Origin of the sequence: Dactylosporangium sp. CA-052675 (genome assembly GCF_050947935.1) — a bacterium.
Taxonomy (GTDB): Bacteria; Actinomycetota; Actinomycetes; order Mycobacteriales; family Micromonosporaceae; genus Dactylosporangium.
The window spans coordinates 3,393,300-3,412,061 of the sequence record NZ_CP192010.1 but is presented as its reverse complement, the minus strand read 5'-3'; the positions used below and the strand labels follow the sequence as shown (position 1 = coordinate 3,412,061).

Genomic DNA, 18,762 nt, shown 5'->3' with positions numbered 1-18,762 from the left:
CGCGCGCGGCACTGCGCCCGTGCTCACATCAGCGACAGGACCGGTGCGACGACGCGCTCGTAGCGCCAGCGCAGCACCGTGCCGCCCACGAGCCGGACGGGAGGCGGGATCGTGGCCGAAACGCTGGCCACCGCCCGCCGGTCGGCACCGTCGAACATCCATGGCTGGAGGTAGGCCATGATCCGAGCGGGTGCCGTGGCGACGACTCGCCGTTCGATCGCCAGATACTCCTGCGGGGTGATCTCCTCGGCGAACACCGGGAAAACCAGCCGTTCCTCCGCACGGAGGTGTTCGGTGAGGACGGTGGCGAACCGGGACGCCGCCCCCGGCAGGTCCGTCACTCCACGCGGGGTCAGCGCCGCCGACACAGCGTCCATCGCCGCGTCGAGGATCTCGTGGTCGCCGTGGATCGCGGCCTCGCGCACGGTGAACCCCCGCACGCGGCGCCGCAGCTCCGGCCACAACACCTCGTCCTCGCTGCGGTGGTGCCAGTCGATGGCCCCGCGGACCATCTGCCACCACGACGCCAGCGCCGGCACGGCCTTCGCGGTGACCGCCCCCGCGGCCCCGCTCAACCGTCCGGCGTCGCGCCGCATGGCGACGTGCATGAGCGCGAACCCGCGCACGTGCTCGGGCAGGTCCAGCACACCGTGCTCACTGGACATCGAGATCTGTGCCATCCGACCCGCCTCCCCGACCTACGTGACCGCGCGATCGCGCGCTGTTTGCACGTACCAGTGAAGCCAGAGCGGGCGCGACGTTCCATAGCCAGGAAGCTCAGTTGCATGCGCACTCGTCTCGACCTGGTCAGGGGGTCTCGGACGGGTTCAAAACCAGCTAGTGGCACTGTACATTGTCGATCGAACACACCCAATACGCGGATCAGCTCCCCCGGGCCGATCCGCTCCGCAAGGGACCAGGCGGCGCGGTCTCCCCCCTTCCCCCTGGGCCGCGCCCCTGGTCCACTGTGGATGAGCGGCGGGCGGCGTCGAGACGATCCCGCATGCAGTCGAGCGCCTCGGCCATGGTTTGTCCGAATTGCCCGTGATGTACTCGAACCCATGACGAACTGCATTCTGGTCCTCGGGGGCAACGGCAAGACCGGGCGCCGAGTCGTCGAGCGGCTCCGCCGCACGAACCACGGCGTGCGCCCCGGCTCACGGGCCGGCTCCCCGCCCTTCGACTGGGAGGACCGCACCACGTGGGGCCCGGCCCTGCGCGGCGTCGGTGCGGCCTACGTGACGTACCAACCGGATCTCACCTTCCCCGGCGCCGTCGACGCGGTGGGCGCCTTCGCCCGCCAGGCGGCCGGGGCCGGGGTCGGGAGGCTGGTCCTGCTCTCCGGCCGCGGCGAGGCGGAGGCCCGGCTCGCCGAGGAGGCCGTCGCGGCCGCCGGCATCGACTGGTCGGTCGTCCGGGCGAGCTACTTCATGCAGAACTTCAGCGAGGCGGCGTTCGCCGACGGGGTGCGGGCCGGGGAGATCGTCTTCCCGGCCGGCGACACCCCCGAGCCGTTCGTCGACGCCGAGGACATCGCCGACGTGGCCGTGGCCGCGCTCACCGAGGACGGCCACGCCGGCAAGGTCCACGAGGTGACCGGCCCGCGCCTGCTGACGTTCGCCGACGCCGCCGCGGAGATCGCCGCGGCGACCGGCCGGGAGGTGCGCTACGTTCCGGTGGCGCCGCAGGTGTACCGCGACCAGCTGGTCGCCGACGGCCTGCCCGAGGACGCCGCCACCACGCTGACCGACCTGTTCACCACGACGCTGGACGGCCGCAACGCCTACGTCACCGACGGCGTGCGCGCGGCCCTCGGCCGCGAACCGCGCGACTTCGGCGTGTTCGCCCGCGGTACCGCGCAGGCGGGCGCCTGGTCCTGAAACCGCACGGGCCGCGAGCCGCCCGCGCGGCCCGCGGCCCGCGGCCAACGGCACACGGCACGCCGCCCGGCCGCCGGCCGGTGCCGGTCACGCGCTGAGGGTGATGGCGGCGCCACGGTCGTGCTGCGGTCGCGGACGTGGCCGCTACTGGATCTCCATCACGCCCATCATGCCGGCGGCGGAGTGCTCCAGGAAGTGGCAGTGGTAGACGTACCTCCCGGTCGTCTGCGGGAAGGTGACCGCCACCCGGATGTTGCGCGCGCCGGCCGGGACGTAGATGGTGTCCTTCCAGCCGGCGTCGTCGGGCGTCGGTGCCTTGCCGTCGCGGTCGAGCACCCGGAAGTGTGTCGCGTGCATGTGGAAGGTGTGGTCGAAGCCCGGCGGGTCGCCGTTGCCGATTCGCCAGATCTCCGTGCTGCCGCGCCGGACGGCGATGTCGACCCGGTTCGCGTCGAACGCGTGGCCGTTGAGCATCCCGACCGGCACCGGCCGGCTCAGGTCGAAGCTCATCGTCACGTCACGCTCGGCGGTGGCCGGCGGGATCGGGGGCAGCGGCCGCAGCGCGGCGGGCACCCGGCTGGCGTCGGCGGCGTGGCGTACCACGTCGAAGCGCAGCACCGGCCCGCTCGTCGCGTCGCGCAGGACGACCTGGCTGCCGAGCGGGAACCTGGAGAAGTCCACGATGACGTCCTGGCGCTCGGCGGAGGCCAGGGTCAGCTCGGTGCGGGGCACCGGCGCCGGCAGCAGGCCGCCGTCGGAGCCGATCTGGGTCATCGTGGCGCCCTCGCCGAGGGCGAGGGTGAAGACCCGGGTGTTGGCCGCGTTGAGCAGCCGCAGGCGGTACTTGCGGGCGGCCACCTTGAAGTAGGGCTGGGGGCGGCCGTTGGCCAGCACCACCGGGCGGGCGAAGGAGGCGAAGTCGAGGGTGCCGTCGGCGGCGAACGCGGCGTCGCGCAGCATGATCGGCACGTCGTACTCGCCCTGGGGCAGTCGCAGGCCACGCTCGGCGTCGTCGTCGATGAGGTAGAAGCCGTGCAGGCCGCGGTACACGTCCTCGGCCTCCATGCCGTGGGCGTGGTCGTGGTACCACAGCGTCGCCCCGGGCTGGGTGTTCGGGTAGGTGTACGTCCGGGAGCGGCCCGGTGCGATGACGTCGGTCGGGAAGCCGTCGCTGGACGCCGGCACGTGGCCGCCGTGCAGATGGACGTTGGCCTCCATGTCGATCCGGTTGGTGAACTTCACCAGCGCGGTGCGCCCGGCGCGGGCGCGGATCGTCGGGCCGACGAACTGCCCGCCGAAGGTGAGCGACGGTGTGCGCACGCCGGGCAGGAGCTCCACCGTGGCCGGGGTCATGTCGACGCGGAAGACGTCGACGCCGGCGGAGACGATGACCGGGCGCAGCTCCTTGGGCACGGGCATGGGAACCGTGAAGGGTGGCGGCACGTCGACCGCGGCGGCGGCCGGCCGCAACCGCGGGTCGCCGGGGCGGGCGCCGCCGGGCCAGTGCTCGAGCAGCTCGGTGGAGAGCTTGGCGGTCACGAGCATGCCGCCCGCGACGGCGCCGAGCCCCAGGACTGTACGCCGGTTCGACATGGTGACTCCCGGAAAAGGTTATCCCGTCAGGGATTCAGGCGTGGTCGGCGGGTCGCGTCGATGCTAGGAAGCGGGGCGGGGTGTCGTCCATCGAGGCACATTGACACCCGCGCGCGCGATACGCAGATTTGCGAGCATGACGACCAAGCCGGAAACGGTCCTCTGGAACGAGTTCGTCGACACCGCAGACGCCGCCGAGCACGCGCGGCTGGCGCTGCTCGAGGAGGTCTTCGACCCGTTCAGCCGGGCCAGCCTCGACCGCATCGGCATCTGGCCGGGGTGGCGCTGCCTGGAGATCGGTGCCGGGCGCGGCTCCGTGGCCCGCGAGCTGGCCGCCCGGGCCGGCGCCGCGAACGTCACCGCCGCCGACCTCAGCACGCGGCTGCTCGGCCCGATCGAGGAGCTCGGCGTGCGGGTGCTGCGCCACGACGTGCTGCGCGACCCGGCGCCCGGCGAGTTCGACCTGATCCACTGCCGGTTCGTCGTGGACCACCTGCTGCAGCGGCAGTACGCGATCGAGCGGATGGTGAGCTGGCTGCGGCCCGGCGGCATCCTGCTCGTCGAGGCCGGCGGCACCGCCCCGGCGCTGTCCTCGGCACCGGCCGTGGCGCGGGCGATGGCGGCCGCCAACGCCGTGCTGGAGCGGGATCTGGGCACCGACCCGAACTGGGCCCGGCGCCTGCCGCTGCCGCTGGAGGCGGCCGGGCTGGTCGGCTGCGGCGTGCACGCCGAGGCGCCGGTGGTCCGCGGTGGCCGGCCGCTGGCCCGCTGGCTGCGTGACACGTTCCGGATGGTCGACGACGCCGTGGCCGCCGCCGGCCTGCTCGGCCGCGAGGAGCTGGAACGGGCCGCCGCGGTCTACGACGACCCGTCCTATGTGGACTACACGTGGATGACCGTCGCCGCCTGGGGTACGAAACCCTGATCCGGTCTCACAGCGCGAGCGTGGGCCTGTACATCTCGAACCAGTGGTACAGGTCGAGGATCCGGTCCACGCCACGGCGGGCGTCGCTGGGGACCGTGAGCGGGTCCACGGCGGTCGCCGCGGTCAGCCAGTCACGGTCGACGACGGCAAAGACCGGGTGGTCGCCGTCGGCGAGCACCTCCTTCGCCTGCTGCTGCAGGCTCATGAGGTACGCCGGGTCCTGTGTGGACGGATACGAGGCCTTGACCCGGTCCCGCGCCGACGGCGGCAGCACGTGCGCGGCCGCGTGGCGCAGCAGGCTCTTCTCCCGCCCGTCGAAGGTCTTCAGCGCCCAGGGCGCGTTGTAGGCGTAGCCGACGAGCCGGTGATCGCAGAACGGCACCCGCACCTCCAGCCCGACCGCCATCGACACCCGGTCCTTGCGGTCCAGCAGCATCCGCACGAACCGGGTCAGGTGCAGGTGGGTGACCTCGCGCATGCGCCGTTCGTGCGGTTCGTCGCCGGGGCGGTGCTCGACCTGGGCGACGGCGGTGGCGTACTGGTCGGCCACGTATCCCTCGAGGTCCAGCCGCTCGCGCAGCGCCGGGTGCAGGATGGCGCCGCGGTCGCCGCTGGTGGCGCTGCGGTAGGCCAGCCAGGGGAACGTCCCGGCGTAGGCCGCCGACCGCTCGTGCATCCAGCGGTACCCGCCGAAGACCTCGTCGGCCGACTCCCCGGACAGCGCGACGGTCGAGCCGGCCCGGACCGCCGTGAACAGCCGCAGCAGCGAGGTGTCCATCTCGCCGAAGCCGACCGGAATGTCCCGGGCCGCGATGACCGCCCGGCGCATGGCCGGGTCGGCCAGCTCGGCCGGGTCGAGGGTGACGTTGCGGTGCTCGGAGCCGACCCGGGCCACGACGTCGCGGATGAACGGCGTGTCCGGGGTGTCGCGGACCTCGTCAGCCCGGAACGTCTCCTCGCGGCCGGTGAAGTCGACCGAGAAGGTCCGCAGCCGCTCGCCCTGCCGGGCCAGCTCCCGGGCGGCCAGCCCGGTGACGGCGCTGGAGTCCAGGCCGCCGGAGAGCAGCACGCAGCGGGGCACGTCGGCGACCAGCTGCCGGGCGACGGCATCGGTGAGCAGCTCCCGGACGTGGTCCACGGTGGCGCCGAGGTCGTGCGGGTGCTCGGCCGGCTCCAGCCGCCAGTACGTGCGCGACCGCACGCCGAGGCGGTCGACGGTGACGACGGTGCCGGGCAGCACCTCCGTCATGCCGCGCCAGAACGCCAAGCCCGGCGCCATCGTGTTGGCCGCGAGCTCGCGCAGGCCGTCGGCGTCGACGACCGGCGGGGCCAGCGGATTGGCCAGGATCGCCTTCGGTTCGGACCCGAACAGCAGGCCGCCCGGCGTGGGCCGGTAGTACAGCGGCTTCACGCCGAGCCGGTCGCGGACCAGGTGCAGGGTCTCGGTCCGCCCGTCCCAGACGGCGAAGGCGAACATGCCGTTGAGCCGCTCGGCCAGCCGGTCGCCCCACTGCAGGTAGGCGCGCAGCACGACCTCGGTGTCGCTGCCGGTGCGGAACCGGTGGCCCAGGCCGGCCAGCTCGGTGCGCAGTTCCCTGAAGTTGTACGCCTCGCCGCTGTACACGATGGCGACCGTGCCCGCCGGGGTGCGCTCGGTCATCGGCTGACGACCGCCCTCGAGGTCGATGACGGCGAGGCGGCGGTGGCCGAGGGCGGCGTGCCGCTCGATCCACACGCCGCCGTCATCGGGGCCGCGCAGGGCCATGGTCGCCGTCATCCGCTCGGCGATGTCGCGGTGGCGGGTGAGATCGTCGTCGTAGGCGACCCAGCCGGTGATGCCGCACATGCCGCTACGCCCGCGGCCGGGCGATGACGGCGGTGGTCTCCATCGGCAGGTCGGCGACCCGCTCGATGTCGAAGCCGGCCCGGTCCAGCAGCGCCGTGAACGTCTCCAGGCTGCGGTGCCGGCCGCCGTTGGTCATCAGCAGATGCAGGTCCCACAGCGCCGGCAGGACGGTGCTGCCCTCGTTGGTGACGACCCGCTCCAGGATCATCAGCCGGCCGCCGGGCGATTCCATGGCCTCCCGGCAGGCGGCGAAGAGCCCGGCCACGGCGTCGTCGCTGTGCCCGGCCAGGACCCGGCAGAGCACGTACACGTCGGCGCCGGACGGGACGGCCTCGAACATGTCGCCGGCGACCAGCTCGACCCGGTCGAGCCCGACGGTGGCCGCGAGCGCGGCCTTGGCGATCGGCACGATGTGCTCGCGGTCCAGCAGGATGCCGCGGGCGTCGGGGACCTGCCCGAGGACCGCGGTCAGCAGGTGCCCGGGACCGCCGCCGAGGTCGGCGATCGTCTTGCCGGCGAAGTCGAAGACGTCGGGCACGTAGTCGAAGAAGATGTTGCCCGAGCGCATCGCGGCCTGGAACCGCTCGGCGAGGTCGGGATGGGTGCCGAGGTACGGGTAGAGGGCCTCGCCGTAGGCCAGCTCGAAGCCGGCGGTGACGGTGCGCAGCGACTCGTGGGCGTGGCCCCAGGCGGTGTAGAACTCCTCGCCGTACAGCAGGCACATGTCGCGCAGCGAGTCGGGCGCGTCGACCAGGGTGAGGCTCGCGGGCGTGTTGCGGTAGCCGTGCTCGTCGCCCGCGAAGACCTCGAGCGCGACGAGCAGCCGCATCATCCGGCGGATGCCCTCGACGTCGGCGCCCGTCGCCGCGGCGAGCTCGGCGGCGGTGGTGCGCCCGGCCGCGATGTGGTCGGGCAAACCCATCTTCGCCGCGGTATAGATCACCTGGGCCCGCCAGCCGCCGGTGATCAGCTCGACCATGCGGGAGGTGGCGGCCAGATCGGCTCGTGTCACGACAGTTCCTCTCGAAAATGAAGTTCCGTCAGCGGGGAATGCCGCCGCGCCGCACGACCGGCACCTCGATGCCGAGCGCGCGCAACTGCTGAAACGGGTTCATGAATTCCCGCTGCTCGGCGATCCGGCCGTCGCGGAACTTGAAGGCGTGAATGAAGTGGTTCTCGTAGCGGCCGGGCGGATAGTCGGGGAACAGGATCTGCCCGGCGCCGTCGCACTCGACCCAGAAACGGTTCGGGTCCTGCGTCTCGTAGATCTCGACGTTGAACCAGATCCAGTCGGGGAACATCTTCAGGGACCATTCGCCGTGCGCCTTGAGCCCGGCGTGGCCGCCGGTGATGACCGGCTCCTGCGTGTCGGCGGTGTAGAGCCCGCCGGTGCCGTCCTCGGTGAACAGCTGGTAGCGGGTGAGCCGCCCGGCGCCGCGACGGCTCATGTAGTCCTCGACCACCGCCCGGTTCTGCTTGCGGATCTCGTCGTCGGAGGCCAGCATGTCAGCTCCCTTCATGCGATTGATGACCGCCGATGTTAGTGACGCCCGTCCAAATGCGGGAAGGCGACAATTGGACATTCATAGAAAGGGACCGATACGGTGCGCCGCATGCTGGACTACGTGGTCGCCGACGTGTTCACCGATACGGCGCTGGAAGGCAATCCGGTCGCCGTCTTCCTCGACGCCGAAGGGCTCACCGCGCAGCACATGCAGCGCATCGCCCGGGAGATGAACCTCTCGGAGACGACGTTCGTGCTGCCGCCGTCACGCGGCGGCGACGTGCGGGTGCGCATCTTCACCCCGGTCAACGAGTTGCCGTTCGCCGGGCACCCGACGCTCGGCACCGCGATCGCGCTGACCGAGCGCGACCGCCGCCCGGAGCTGAACATGGAGACCGCGATGGGCATGGTCCCGTTCCGCTTCGACGGCGGCCCGCCGGCGTCGAGCCGGGCCCGGATCGCCCGGATGCTGCAGCCGGTGCCGACATGGCAGCCCTACGCCCGGGCCGGCGAGCTGCTGGCCGCGCTGGGCCTGCAGCGCTCGACGCTGCCGGTCGACATCTACCGCAACGGCCCGCGGCACGTCTTCGTCGGCCTGCCGGGCATCGAGGCCCTCTCCGCGGTCCGCCCCGACCTCAACGCGCTGGCCGGCCACGAGGACCTGGCCGTCAACTGCTTCGCCGGTGGCGGCACCACATGGCGCAGCCGCATGTTCTCGCCCGCCTACGGGGTCGCCGAGGACGCCGCCACCGGCTCGGCCGCCGGCCCGCTCGCGCTGCATCTCGGCCGCTACGGCGCCACCCGGTTCGGCGTGACCGTCACCATCCGGCAGGGCGTCGAGATGGGGCGACCCTCCACGATGTACGCCCGGGTCGACGGCGGCCCCGACGACATCGAGCGGATCGAGGTCGCCGGCGCCGCCGTGGTGGTGGCCCGCGGAACGCTGGAGATCTGAGCTCAGGGCTGCAGCCGGCGGCTGGTCCACGCCTCACCGCTCCGGTCGAAGCGCAGCCGCCGGTGCAGGCGGTCCGGCCCGGCCTGCCAGAACTCCACAGTGGAAGGGGACAGCCGGTAGCCGCAGAAACGCTCCGGGCGCGGCAGCGGCTCGCCGGAGCGGTCCAGCCGGAGGGCCTCGGCCCGCAGCGCCTCCTCGTCCAGCAGCGGCTCGCTCTGGTAGGACGCCACGGTCATCGGGTGGGTGCCGGCCGGGCGGGCGGCCCACAGCGCGTCGCTGTCGGCGTCCGGCAGCCGGGTCACCGGCCCGGCCAGCGTCACCTGCCGGCCGGCCTCGCGCCAATACAGCACTCCGGAGGCCCAGCCGGTCTCCGCGATGTGCCGGCCCTTCACCGAGCTCGTGTGCGTGGTGAACACCAGCCCGTCCGCGTCGATCGCGAGCGTCTGCACGATCCGGCTCTCGCTGCGGCCGTCCCGCCCGGCCGTGGCCAGGGCCAGCGCGCCGGGCTCGCGCACGCCGCCGGCCCCGGCGGCGGCGAGCCACTCGCGCAGCGCGGACAGCGGCTCCGGCGGCGCGGCCGCGAACATGTCAGCCATCGACCGCCCCCAGCATCGCCAGGCCGATGCTCGCCTCCACGTCGAAGCGCACCCGCTGCTGCGGCGGGTAGCCGATGAGCTCCTGGGCCCGGTGCGGCGGCAGGAGGGCCGGGACGATGTCGTCGTGGTCCCAGAGCATCACCGCGCCCCAGCGGTTGCCGGCCGGGTCGGCGATCCAGCACTTGAACCGCAGCCCGGGCACGGCCTGCCACGCGGCGACGGCCTCGCTGTGCAGGTACTCGCGCAACGAGTCGATGGTCTGGTCGGAATCGGTGAGATCCCACCAGGAGATGGACACCTTCATACGTTGAGGACCTCCTTGATGCGGGCGGCGAGGATCCGCGGCCCGGCGACGGTGAGCACCGACTCGGCGTGGAACTGCATCGAGGCGAAGTGCGGCCCGCGCAGCGCGAAGACCTCGCCGGTGCCCGGGTCCCGGCTCACCTCGACCGGCCCGCTGCCCGGCGGGTCGATCTTGTCGTGCTCGCAGCGGGCCGCGAAGGAGTTGTACAGCCCGACCGTCTCCGCCTCGCCGAACAGGTCGATGGTGCGCTGCCGGCCCTGGTTCGAATGCTCGCAGCGGGCCAGCGACAGCCCCAGCGCATGGCTGAGCACCTGGTGGCTCAGGCACACCGCGACGAAGCGGTGCCGGCCGGCCAGCAGCTGCGCGACCACCTCGTGCAGGCGGGCGATGCGCGGGTCGGCGCGGTCCAGCGGATCGCCCGGCCCGGGCCCGGCGACGACGAGGTCATAGGCGTCGAACCCGCCGGCCGGCGGCGGCGCCTCGCAATGCCGGACGGTCACGTCCAGCCCGAGCGCGCGCAGCTGGTGGTCGATCATCGCGGTGAACGTGTCCTGCGCGTCCAGCACCAGCACGGTCCGCCCGGCCAGCCGCGGCTCGCGCTCGGTGGCGCCGCCGGCGAGCCAGAACGGGGCCAGGCCGGCGTTGCGCCCGGCCAGCGCGGCCAGGACCTGCGGGTGCTCGGCGAGCGGGGCGGCCGGCGCCGCGTTGAGCGCGCCGAGCAGGCCGGCGACCTTGGCCGTGGTCTCGGCGGCCTCGGAGGCCGGGTCGGAGTGGCGGACCACCGTCGCGCCGACGCCGATGGAGAGCCGCCCGGCGGCGGTGATCTCCGCCGTGCGGATGAGGATCGCCGAGTCCATCGCCCAGCGCCCCTCGTCGTCGCGCCCGATGATCGCGGCCACCCCGGAGTAGTAACCCCGGGCATGCGCCTCGTGCCGGGCGATGACCCGGCACGCGCTCTCCAGCGGGCTGCCGGTGACGGTCGGGGCGAACAGCGTCTCGCGCAGCACCTCGCGCGGGTCGAGCTCGCACTCGCCCTCGATGAGGTACTCGGTGTGGGCGAGCCGGGCCATCTCGCGCAGCCGCGGGCCGATCATCCGGACTCGGCCGGTGCAGACCCGCGCCATCATCTTGAGCTCCTCGTCGACGACCATGTACAGCTCGTCGCGCTCCTTGCCGTCGGCCAGGAACGCAAGCAGCCCGTCGAGCGTCGCGCCGCCCGGCGGGTAGCGGTAGGTGCCGCTGATCGGGTTCATCACCGCGGTGCCGGCCTCGAGGCTCACGTGCCGCTCGGGGCTGGCGCCGACGAACGTGCGGCCGCCGGTGTGCACCACGAACGTCCAGTAGGCGCCGCTCTCCCGCTCGCACAGCCGGCGGAACAGGGTCAGCGCGGCCCGCGGCGTGTAGCCGACGATCTCGGCCGACCAGGTGCGGCGGATCACGAAGTTGGCGCCCTCGCCCCGGCCGATCTCGTCGTCGATGACCGCCCGGACGGTGGCCGCGTACTGCTCGTCGTCGAGGTCGAACCGGCCGCCGTCGATGTCGACCCGCCCGTCCGGCAGGCGCCGCAGCACCTCGCCCAGGGGCAGCTCGTCGTGCGCGCGCACGCGCAGCACGAGCAGGGGCGCGTCGTCGGGCGCGGCGGTGAAGCCGCGCTCGGCGACCTGGCGGAACGGCACGAGCACCAGCACCTGCGGCCCGCGGGCGCGCTGCCCGGCCGACAGCGGCACGTCGGCCAGCCGCGCGACCTGCTCCACCTCGCCGGCGAGGACCTGCACGCCGCGGCCCGGCCGGTACACCAGGGCGAACGGCGGCGGGTCCTTGCGCAGCACGCGATCGAGCACAAACGCCTTGTTCAGCGCGATCGCATTCACAGCAGCATCTCCTTGGCGGTGACCACCATCGCGCAGCGGGTGGCGGCATACTGCACCGCGAGATCGTGGTACTGCGCGGAGAAGTCACCGACGGCGTCGGCGACCAGGAACGGCTGGATGTCGTTGGTGAACGCCTCGATGGCGGTGGACAGCACGCCCACGTGGGCGTAGACGCCGCACAGGATGATCTGGTCGCGGCCGCGCTCGCGCATCCAGGACAGCAGCGGGGAGCGGAAGAAGGCGCTGTACCGCCACTTCGTGAGCACCAGGTCGTCCGCCTCCGGCGCCAGCTCGTCGACGACGGCCCGGTCCTGCGGCTCCGCGCGCATCCCGGGGCCCCAGATGTCCTTCAGCAGCCCGCGCTCCGCGTCGCTCATGTCGCCGGGCTGCGCCGTGTAGGCGACCGGCACGCCGAGCGCCCGGCACCGCCGCCGGATCATCGCGGCATTGCCGACGATCTTGTCGCGCAGGGGCGGCGGGAACGGCCTCAGGAAGTACCGCTGAAAATCATGCAGCAGCAGCACGACGCGGTGCGGGTTAACGCGCCAGTTCGCGACGTTGCGCGGCAGGTCGCCCGGGCCCGGCAGCGCATACTCCCAGATCGGCGGAATGCTGCTGGGGCGGCTCATGCGGCGGCCTTCCGGCGCCGCGGCCGCGCTTCCGGCTGGCCCTGGCTGAGATGCTCGGCGATGCTCTGCCAGACGCGGGCCGAGCGCTCGGCGAGCCGCGCCACGGTCGGCCGGTTGTGCGCCGGCACGCTGCGCAGGATCGCCGCCCAGTGCGCGGGCGTCAGCGAGTGCATGTCGAGCAGGCGCAGCAGCACGCGCCCGTTGTCGGTGAAGCACAGGGTCGGGTCGCTGCGCAGGCGCTGCACGGTCACGGCCCAGTCCTCGGGATGCGGTGACGGCGGCGGTACCGCCCGAGCCGCCACGGCCCGCGACCGTCCCCCGTCGCAGTCGCCGACGGAGCGCAGCTCGGCCCGCACCGAGCGGACCGTCTCGGGCGAGATGCCGACCGCCCGCGCGACCTGCCGCAGCGACAGCTCGGGCTGGTTGCTGATGAGCTCGGCCGCGACCCGCCGCTTGGCCATCCGGTCGACGGGGCGCAGCCGCCCGTCGCGGCCGATGCGTGCGGCCGGCCCGGCCTGCGGCCCGTTGCGGCGGATCTCGCCGACGGTGTCCGCGGACAGGCCGGTCACGGCGGCGATGCGCCGGTCCGACCAGGCCGGGTGGGAGGCGACGATCCGGTTCGCGGCGGCCTTGCGGTCGGACAGCGACAGCGGCAGCCCGTGCGCGGCGTTGAGCTGCACGGCCAGCACGAACGCCTCGTCGCCGCCCGCGTCGACGAACCGCACGGCAATCGTGGCGGCGCCCCGCGCGCGGGCCGCGAGCAGCCGGTGCATGCCGTCCACGACCTGGTAGGTGTCGCGCTGCACCACGATCGGCGGCAGCGCCACCCCGGCCGCGGCGAGCTCCCGCACGTGCTCGGGGCACGGGCCCCCGCAGCGCAGCGCGGGCCCGGCCACGAGCCGATCGACGGAAACCTGCTCCACCGGCCCGAGCGCCACATTGAGCGGCTCGGAAATCTGTGCGGCACATTTGGTCACGTCCACGTCCACGACCTCGAATCGATCGGATTCGCTCCCTGGCGGGTCCTTGGTACCGGCCGAGGCGCAACAGACGCGCAATTTCACTGTGACCACGCACAGCTTCGGTGCTTACCGAAGCTGCCGCAGACGTGCCAGGCCGCGGCGCACGTCCATCACGCCGAGCCGCTCGGCGTCCTGCGTTCGCGTGCTGCTGCGGGTATTGATTCCGCGGGCGGACTGGCCGTGTGGGTGCGTGGCGGTACGGGGACAGGGTGGTCGGTACCCCATGGGGAGCAGTGGCGTGTCCCGCTGGCGGGCTGGATGCAGGCCCGCACGTGGGAGTGCCGGTCGATGGGGATCATGCGGGTGGGGAGGTAACGGTCGGTGGAGGCGGTGTCGGACACGGTGAGCGCCTCGGCCCGGCCGTCTTGGGCAACCACTTGCACCTGGTCTCCGAGAGCGGAATGCGAGATCCGCGCCCACGCCGCAGCGCACCGGTCACTGATCCGCAGCTCCACGTAGGCGGGCCCCACCTGCAGGTCCGCGAATGACGCGGCGTCGACGTCGCAGGCCATGTCGTAGGCGCTGCGGCCGGCGCACGCGGCGCCGTGGCAACCAACCATGATGGGCAGTTGCGCGGATGCTGCCGGAGAGTCGGGTGGGCCGGTGATGCCCAGAGGGGTGGCCAGCGCGACAAGGATCCCGATCAGCACACACACCGCGGCCGCGGCGAGCAGCCAGCCCCGAGCGCGGGGAAGGGGTTGGGCGGCCCCGGCGGCTTCGTCGGTGACACCGGTCGCCGGTTGGGGCGTGCTCGTCGCCGGAGGGGCCTGCTCGGCGCGTCCGCTCCAGCGCACTTCGGCCCGCTCCCACAGCGCGACCAGCCGGTCGACGGGCTCTCCCGTGAGTCGCGCGAGTGCCTCGACCGCGGGCCGGGGCGGCGGCGTCCTTGCGTTGAGGTACCGCTCCCATGACGACTTGCTGTAGGTCGTCTTCGCTGCCAGCGCCGCCAGGCTGAGGCCGGAGCGGTCTTTGAGCTGCCGCAGCAGTTGGACCAGGTAGGCGACCTCCGGTTCGAGCGAGTCGGGCAGCGGTCGCCATCGGCCGGTCATGTGCGGAGCAGGGCCCATGTCTGCGGTCCCACGATCCCGTCGGCCACCAGCCCATTCGCGCTCTGCAGCTGCGTGACGGCCTGTTCGGTGCCTTTCCCGAAGAGCCCGTCGATGCGCCCCGGGTCGAGGCCGCGGTGTTTGAGCAGGCACTGCACCTCGACCACGTCCTGGCTTCCACCGTTGAGGGCGACGAGGCGATCCGAGGTCGTGCTGTGGCCGGCGTAGAGGCGGCCGTCGCGTGTGGCGTAGTCGCAGGCGTAGCTCGTCGGCTGCGCAACCGGCGAGGGCTGAGGCGAGGGGGACTGGTGTCCGACGCGCAGCCACACCGTGACGCCGACCGCGGCCACAACCGTGATCCCCGCTGCTGCCGCGACTATCCGCGGGCGTCGCCATCGAGGCGCCGCTGTGGGAACGCCAGAAGCCGCCGGCGCGGCGCCATGGGCCGGATCGTGTTCTTCCTGGGGGTGTTCGGCTTCTTCCTGGGCGTGCTCGGCGAGTTCCCAGAGGGCCAGCAGCCGTGTTGGGTCGGCTCCAGACAGCTGGCCCAACGCTTCAACCGCCTGACGCGGCGGCAGCACCGCCGCATTGAGATACCGCTCCCAGGAGGACCTGCTATAGGCCGTCTTCCGGGCGAGTGTCGCCGTGCTGATCCCTGCCTGATCCTTGAGTTCACGTAGACGGACGACCAGCTGTTGTATCTGCGGGTCGAGACCGTCGGGCAACGGTTTCCATTTAGCCACGTGATCCCCGCTTACCATCACCGCGCTTCGGCGATCTCGTGAGGAATGGATGTCCGCTCAAGCGATCCTGCCACTCATCCATTGCAGGATACCAATGAATGAGTGGCAGTCAACCACGATGCGTCACGTGAACACCCGGCGGTCCCGAGGGCTCCCGAGGCGGTCGGGACGGCCGTGCACCGTCCCAGGGATGCATCACCCGTGGACGCATCACAGCAGGTCAGAGCGTTGGACGTCCCGTCCTGGCCCGCATTGCCCGCCAGATCTACCTCAAGCTCGGCCGACCGTGCACCTTGGACATCACAAGAGCCGGGCGGCGCATCTAACCCCAGCGCCGCCTCCAAACAAACGAAGGGATCTCATGAAGCTCCAGAAGGTACGGATGACCGCGAATCGCGTCGGAAGAACCGCGGTCCGCGGTGCGGCCGTGACGGTCGCGGCGATGGTCGCACTACTCGGAATGGCGAGCGCCGCGCAGGCGAAACCGGGTCTGCCCTGGATCCAGTACGCGGTGCCGAACCCCCACGGCGTGTGGTGCGTCCAATTGGCGGTGAACAATCTCGCGCAGGCCCACGGGCTGGGCCGGCCGCTCGCCCAGGACGGCCAGTTCGGCAAGGGCACGTACGACTGGGTCGCCTGGTTCCAGAGCACCACTCACCTACCGGTCGACCACATCGTCGGACCGAAGACCGGCGACCAGGTCCTCAAGTACGACGGGTCGTATTACGGCGGGCACAACTACTGCTACAACTACGTGCCCAGCACGTCCTGACGCCAGGTTTTCGCTGACGAGTAGTTCGACCCCCGCAACACCCGGTCGGCGGGACGTCCATTCGCCGACCGCCCTTACAAGATCGAATCCGATCGCCCCGCGGGGCCGTCAACAGCCGTCGAAGGCCCTCGTCACTGCTCGAGGCACATGCCGGTGAGGGCGAATTCGCTGCGCACACGTACATGAGAGGGAGTCGGCACATGAGCAGGAAGACGCGTGAAGGAAAGGTGACAACCATGGCGCCCCTACGGGCATTGCACGCAGGTCGGGTCCGGCCCGCAACGATGGTGGTGGCGCTGGCGGTCGGTGCCGTGATGGCCGGGCTGGCGGTAGCCACCCCTGCCGAGGCGGCGACCGCGGACCTGCAGCGTTGCCAAGGCGCGACCTGCACCGGTCTCGACCCGAAGGACACGTTCTGCTTCGGCGATGCCATGACACTGAAGGAGCGCTCGCACGACGGCGCGACCATCCAGCTGAGGTACAGCCCGTCCTGCCGCGCGGTGTGGGCACGCGAGGTCGACGGGAACGTCCACGATTTCCTGTGGGTGCGCAACAGCAACGGCGAACAAGAGACCGCGCACATCAACAGCGGCACGGACAACTACACGTTCATGGTCAATGACATGAACATCACGGCCGCCGCCTGCATGACGCTTTACAAGCAGACGGCCTACACCTGCACGCCGGCCGCGTGATCGGAGGCTCTGGCCTGATCGGGTGACCGGTCAGGCCGGAGCCCACCGTTCTACGCTGTGCCGTCTGTGGGCTGCCGCTACTCCGCGTTGGTGAGCGCGGTCGGCGGATCAAGCGGTCACGGAGACCTCGGGGAGGGTGCGCAGGTTCGCCCCCAGCTTGTCCCCCGGCGTGCGTGCCCGCGCGAAACCGCCCGCAGGCTGAAGGGCGGCCGCGAAGCGAAGCAGATGAGGTCCAACAAATCACCACGAGCCTGTACGTAAGTGAGGCTCTGACCGCCCTTGATGACGGCAACCATACAGATCCATCCACAGTTGTCGAACGTCATCTACGCCACCATGACGCGTGCATCGCGATGAACTGGTATGCCGAGTGGTTAATCGTTGGTCGGCACGACGTGACGCGACCTACAGCAAGGGGAGCATCGCCATGAACAGCAGCGGCGCGGCCGCAACGGCAGATGTGCGCGTTGGGCTGACGGTTCAGGTGCGCATAAGCCGCCCGTGTCGCTGCCTATGATCATTGGATGGCAGAGGAACCGTGCCGTTGCGTGGTCTGCGCGAGCGCGTCAGGAGATCGAGACGCGGGGTTGGTCGCGGCCGTGGAGCAGCACGGCTGGTGCGTGCTGCGGGTCCCAGGCACCTTCGACTTTGCCTACACGGTCGGGCTGTGGCACACGTTCCGGCTGCCGGAGCTGGCGATGTTCGGGTTGGACGGCGAAGGCATGCAGCATTGGCTCAACACCTGCGTCGCTCACGTCCGGAGCCGGGGCTGGCCAAACGCGGGGTCATCCTTCCCGGGCGTCATCGACGGCGTCGATACCCAGCTGCGTCCGGTGGACGAGTCGTGGCGCGAGGCATTCTTCGGTACCGCCGACCGCTTCTACCGCGGTTGGCCGGTCCCGGTTTGGCAACTTGTGTGGCCCGACACGACAGGCCGCTGGCCATGGGACGAGCACGCCACCGCCAGCAGCCGGACCCGGCAGGCATTCGCCTGGCTGCCGGTTGACCAACACCCTGCCGGGAGTTGGCGACTCCTCGCCGAATTCGCCGACGACTTTCCACTGCCGGTCGAACCGACAGCTGGGCCTTGACCACACGTTCGGTCCTCGACGGGCACCGAACGCCGACGCTCGTGGTGTTTGACGACGACGTGTTCGACGTTCTCGACGAGCGAGGCTACGACGCCGATGACCTGTGCACCAGTTACCTGGGCAACCTGGTCCGGCGCCACCCCACGCTACGGAACCTGACCGGGATCGGCGAAGGTTCGCTCGCGACCGCCGGACCGGACGGCACCTGGGCGCAGTCCACACTGTCCGCCGCACAGCGCACGGTGAGCGCCACCGGCTGGGAACGGGGCAATGCGGCGAGAGTGACCGACTGACTCGACGTTCGAGGGTCATCCGTCAGTGCATATTGACCAACTCCGCTCGCGCTCCGGCCGCAACCTGCTTCGACGAAAGCGCCCCGAACGGCGCGCGCGCCGGTGTGGCAACGGCGGGTGGCACGACACAGGCCGGATCGCAGTGGATCTGGCGTCATGCTGACCGAGGTGATCCGTGGCAGCGGCATTGCCGGGCGTGATCACGTTTCCACACATCGGCACGACAGGAAGCTTCGGCCTCGCCTCGCTGGTCACCGCCGGCGACGAGCTTGGGCCTGCCATCGCGCACCAACGGCGGCCATGTGCGTGCGCCTGATCGAGCCGCCCTCGATGGGGCGGAGACCGCAGATATGCACGATCATGGCGTGTTACCGGGTGGGATGGATCGGATCCGAGTTCCGGTGGGAGGGCGCGCGGCCCACGAGCCTATCGGCGCGGCTTTGCCGATGGCGTCTGCCAGGACGGCGCCGGCGAGTTCTGGGAGACCGAGCCCGGATGGGTGCTGCTGGACAGTGGCCACGGCACTTTCCTGCCGTTCAACCAGATCACCTCCACGGCCATGCTCATCTGCGACGACGACGAGTCGGCACGCGTCGCCGCGGGCATGCGGCTGTCCGGCTGTCCCGTCCTCGACCTGCCCGGTCGCGTGGACCGGCCAGTCGTTGTCGACGTCTACGTTGATCGGGTCCCGCAGGACGGCGTGCGGCTCCTGGTCGAACTTCGTCGCCTGCTGGGAATGGCATGGCCGTTCTCCGAACTTCGCAACCTGCTCGCCACTCAGCCGCTTCGTGTCGGTGCCGGCGACTTGGCCAAGGTGCGAAGCGCATTGGCCGCACCTCCGCACCTTCGGCAGTACCTGTTCTACGACACCCGCGGCCGCCTCGTACCGCTCTGGCCCGATACCTGGAGCACCACCGTGCGGACTCCCTTCGCGACACGAGTGCACACCAGCCCTTGAGGTCAGCGCCCGGCCATGAGCCCACCCCGCGTGACGGTC

20 protein-coding genes are annotated in these 18,762 nt (G+C 71.6%); 8 read left to right on the top strand and 12 right to left on the bottom strand.

The features are described from left to right. Nucleotides 1-23 precede the first annotated feature (23 nt). Entirely contained in the window at nt 24-680 is a 657-nt protein-coding gene (locus ACQP1P_RS15565; protein ID WP_433087322.1) for a hemerythrin domain-containing protein, read from the bottom strand. A 381-nt stretch (nt 681-1,061) separates the two neighbouring features. Between ACQP1P_RS15565 and ACQP1P_RS15560 the strand changes: the two genes are divergently transcribed. Continuing rightward, on the top strand, nt 1,062-1,880 hold the full coding sequence (locus ACQP1P_RS15560; protein ID WP_433087320.1) for an NmrA family NAD(P)-binding protein: 819 nt from the start codon (nt 1,062-1,064) through the stop codon (nt 1,878-1,880). A gap of 144 nt (nt 1,881-2,024) precedes the next feature. Here the strand turns inward: ACQP1P_RS15560 and ACQP1P_RS15555 are convergent, their stop codons facing one another. Then, the gene (locus ACQP1P_RS15555) at nt 2,025-3,473 is read right to left on the bottom strand and encodes a multicopper oxidase family protein (RefSeq protein ID WP_433087318.1); all 1,449 of its coding nucleotides are present in this window, start codon (nt 3,471-3,473) and stop codon (nt 2,025-2,027) included. 136 nt (nt 3,474-3,609) lie between these two features. On the opposite strand from ACQP1P_RS15555, the gene ACQP1P_RS15550 reads away from it, so the two are divergent. Then, nucleotides 3,610-4,398 carry a class I SAM-dependent methyltransferase gene (locus tag ACQP1P_RS15550; protein WP_433087316.1) on the top strand — a complete coding sequence of 263 codons (789 nt, stop codon included), beginning with the start codon at nt 3,610-3,612 and terminating at the stop codon, nt 4,396-4,398. Between the two features lie 7 nt (nt 4,399-4,405). On the opposite strand, the gene asnB is transcribed toward ACQP1P_RS15550, so the two are convergent. From asnB to ACQP1P_RS15535, 3 genes are read right to left on the bottom strand one after another with little or no spacing between them, the layout of a single operon-like run. Further along, nucleotides 4,406-6,244 (bottom strand): asparagine synthase (glutamine-hydrolyzing), encoded by a 1,839-nt coding sequence (gene asnB / locus ACQP1P_RS15545; RefSeq protein WP_433087314.1) that lies wholly within the window; start codon nt 6,242-6,244, stop codon nt 4,406-4,408. Between the two features lie 4 nt (nt 6,245-6,248). Continuing rightward, nucleotides 6,249-7,256, bottom strand: coding sequence for a methyltransferase (locus ACQP1P_RS15540; protein WP_433087312.1), 1,008 nt, complete (start codon nt 7,254-7,256; stop codon nt 6,249-6,251). 28 nt (nt 7,257-7,284) lie between these two features. Further along, entirely contained in the window at nt 7,285-7,749 is a 465-nt protein-coding gene (locus ACQP1P_RS15535; protein ID WP_433087310.1) for a PhzA/PhzB family protein, read from the bottom strand. 108 nt (nt 7,750-7,857) lie between these two features. On the opposite strand from ACQP1P_RS15535, the gene ACQP1P_RS15530 reads away from it, so the two are divergent. Further along, nucleotides 7,858-8,703 (top strand): PhzF family phenazine biosynthesis protein, encoded by an 846-nt coding sequence (locus ACQP1P_RS15530; protein WP_433087307.1) that lies wholly within the window; start codon nt 7,858-7,860, stop codon nt 8,701-8,703. Nucleotides 8,704-8,705: 2 nt separating this feature from the next. Here the strand turns inward: ACQP1P_RS15530 and phzG are convergent, their stop codons facing one another. The 7 genes from phzG to ACQP1P_RS15495 form a co-directional block, all read right to left on the bottom strand. Next, nucleotides 8,706-9,299 carry a phenazine biosynthesis FMN-dependent oxidase PhzG gene (gene phzG, locus ACQP1P_RS15525; RefSeq protein ID WP_433087305.1) on the bottom strand — a complete coding sequence of 198 codons (594 nt, stop codon included), beginning with the start codon at nt 9,297-9,299 and terminating at the stop codon, nt 8,706-8,708. Next, complete coding sequence (locus ACQP1P_RS15520; protein ID WP_433087303.1) at nt 9,292-9,603, bottom strand: hypothetical protein; 312 nt, start codon at nt 9,601-9,603, stop codon at nt 9,292-9,294. Before ACQP1P_RS15520 ends, phzG begins: the two co-directional genes overlap by 8 nt. Beyond that, nucleotides 9,600-11,474 carry an anthranilate synthase family protein gene (locus ACQP1P_RS15515; protein ID WP_433087301.1) on the bottom strand — a complete coding sequence of 625 codons (1,875 nt, stop codon included), beginning with the start codon at nt 11,472-11,474 and terminating at the stop codon, nt 9,600-9,602. Before ACQP1P_RS15515 ends, ACQP1P_RS15520 begins: the two co-directional genes overlap by 4 nt. Next, entirely contained in the window at nt 11,471-12,103 is a 633-nt protein-coding gene (locus tag ACQP1P_RS15510; RefSeq protein ID WP_433087299.1) for an isochorismatase family protein, read from the bottom strand. Before ACQP1P_RS15510 ends, ACQP1P_RS15515 begins: the two co-directional genes overlap by 4 nt. Beyond that, on the bottom strand, nt 12,100-13,026 hold the full coding sequence (locus tag ACQP1P_RS15505) for a ParB N-terminal domain-containing protein (RefSeq protein ID WP_433087297.1): 927 nt from the start codon (nt 13,024-13,026) through the stop codon (nt 12,100-12,102). Before ACQP1P_RS15505 ends, ACQP1P_RS15510 begins: the two co-directional genes overlap by 4 nt. A gap of 209 nt (nt 13,027-13,235) precedes the next feature. Next, a complete protein-coding gene (locus ACQP1P_RS15500) occupies nt 13,236-14,174 on the bottom strand; it encodes a helix-turn-helix domain-containing protein (protein ID WP_433087295.1) in 939 nt (312 codons plus the stop codon). Then, nucleotides 14,171-14,914 (bottom strand): peptidoglycan-binding protein, encoded by a 744-nt coding sequence (locus ACQP1P_RS15495; protein WP_433087293.1) that lies wholly within the window; start codon nt 14,912-14,914, stop codon nt 14,171-14,173. Before ACQP1P_RS15495 ends, ACQP1P_RS15500 begins: the two co-directional genes overlap by 4 nt. 442 nt (nt 14,915-15,356) lie before the next feature. On the opposite strand from ACQP1P_RS15495, the gene ACQP1P_RS15490 reads away from it, so the two are divergent. The 5 genes from ACQP1P_RS15490 (at nt 15,357) to ACQP1P_RS15470 (ending at nt 18,723) form a co-directional block, all read left to right on the top strand. Beyond that, entirely contained in the window at nt 15,357-15,686 is a 330-nt protein-coding gene (locus ACQP1P_RS15490; RefSeq protein ID WP_433087291.1) for a peptidoglycan-binding domain-containing protein, read from the top strand. Nucleotides 15,687-15,886: 200 nt separating this feature from the next. Next, nucleotides 15,887-16,381, top strand: coding sequence for a DUF2690 domain-containing protein (locus tag ACQP1P_RS15485; protein ID WP_433087289.1), 495 nt, complete (start codon nt 15,887-15,889; stop codon nt 16,379-16,381). Between the two features lie 524 nt (nt 16,382-16,905). Then, nucleotides 16,906-17,472 (top strand): DUF4262 domain-containing protein, encoded by a 567-nt coding sequence (locus ACQP1P_RS15480; protein ID WP_433087287.1) that lies wholly within the window; start codon nt 16,906-16,908, stop codon nt 17,470-17,472. After that, nucleotides 17,469-17,765: a hypothetical protein gene (locus ACQP1P_RS15475; RefSeq protein ID WP_433087285.1), complete on the top strand. Its 297-nt coding sequence runs from the start codon at nt 17,469-17,471 to the stop codon at nt 17,763-17,765. Before ACQP1P_RS15480 ends, ACQP1P_RS15475 begins: the two co-directional genes overlap by 4 nt. A gap of 499 nt (nt 17,766-18,264) precedes the next feature. Next, nucleotides 18,265-18,723 (top strand): hypothetical protein, encoded by a 459-nt coding sequence (locus tag ACQP1P_RS15470; RefSeq protein WP_433087283.1) that lies wholly within the window; start codon nt 18,265-18,267, stop codon nt 18,721-18,723. Nucleotides 18,724-18,762 lie beyond the last annotated feature (39 nt).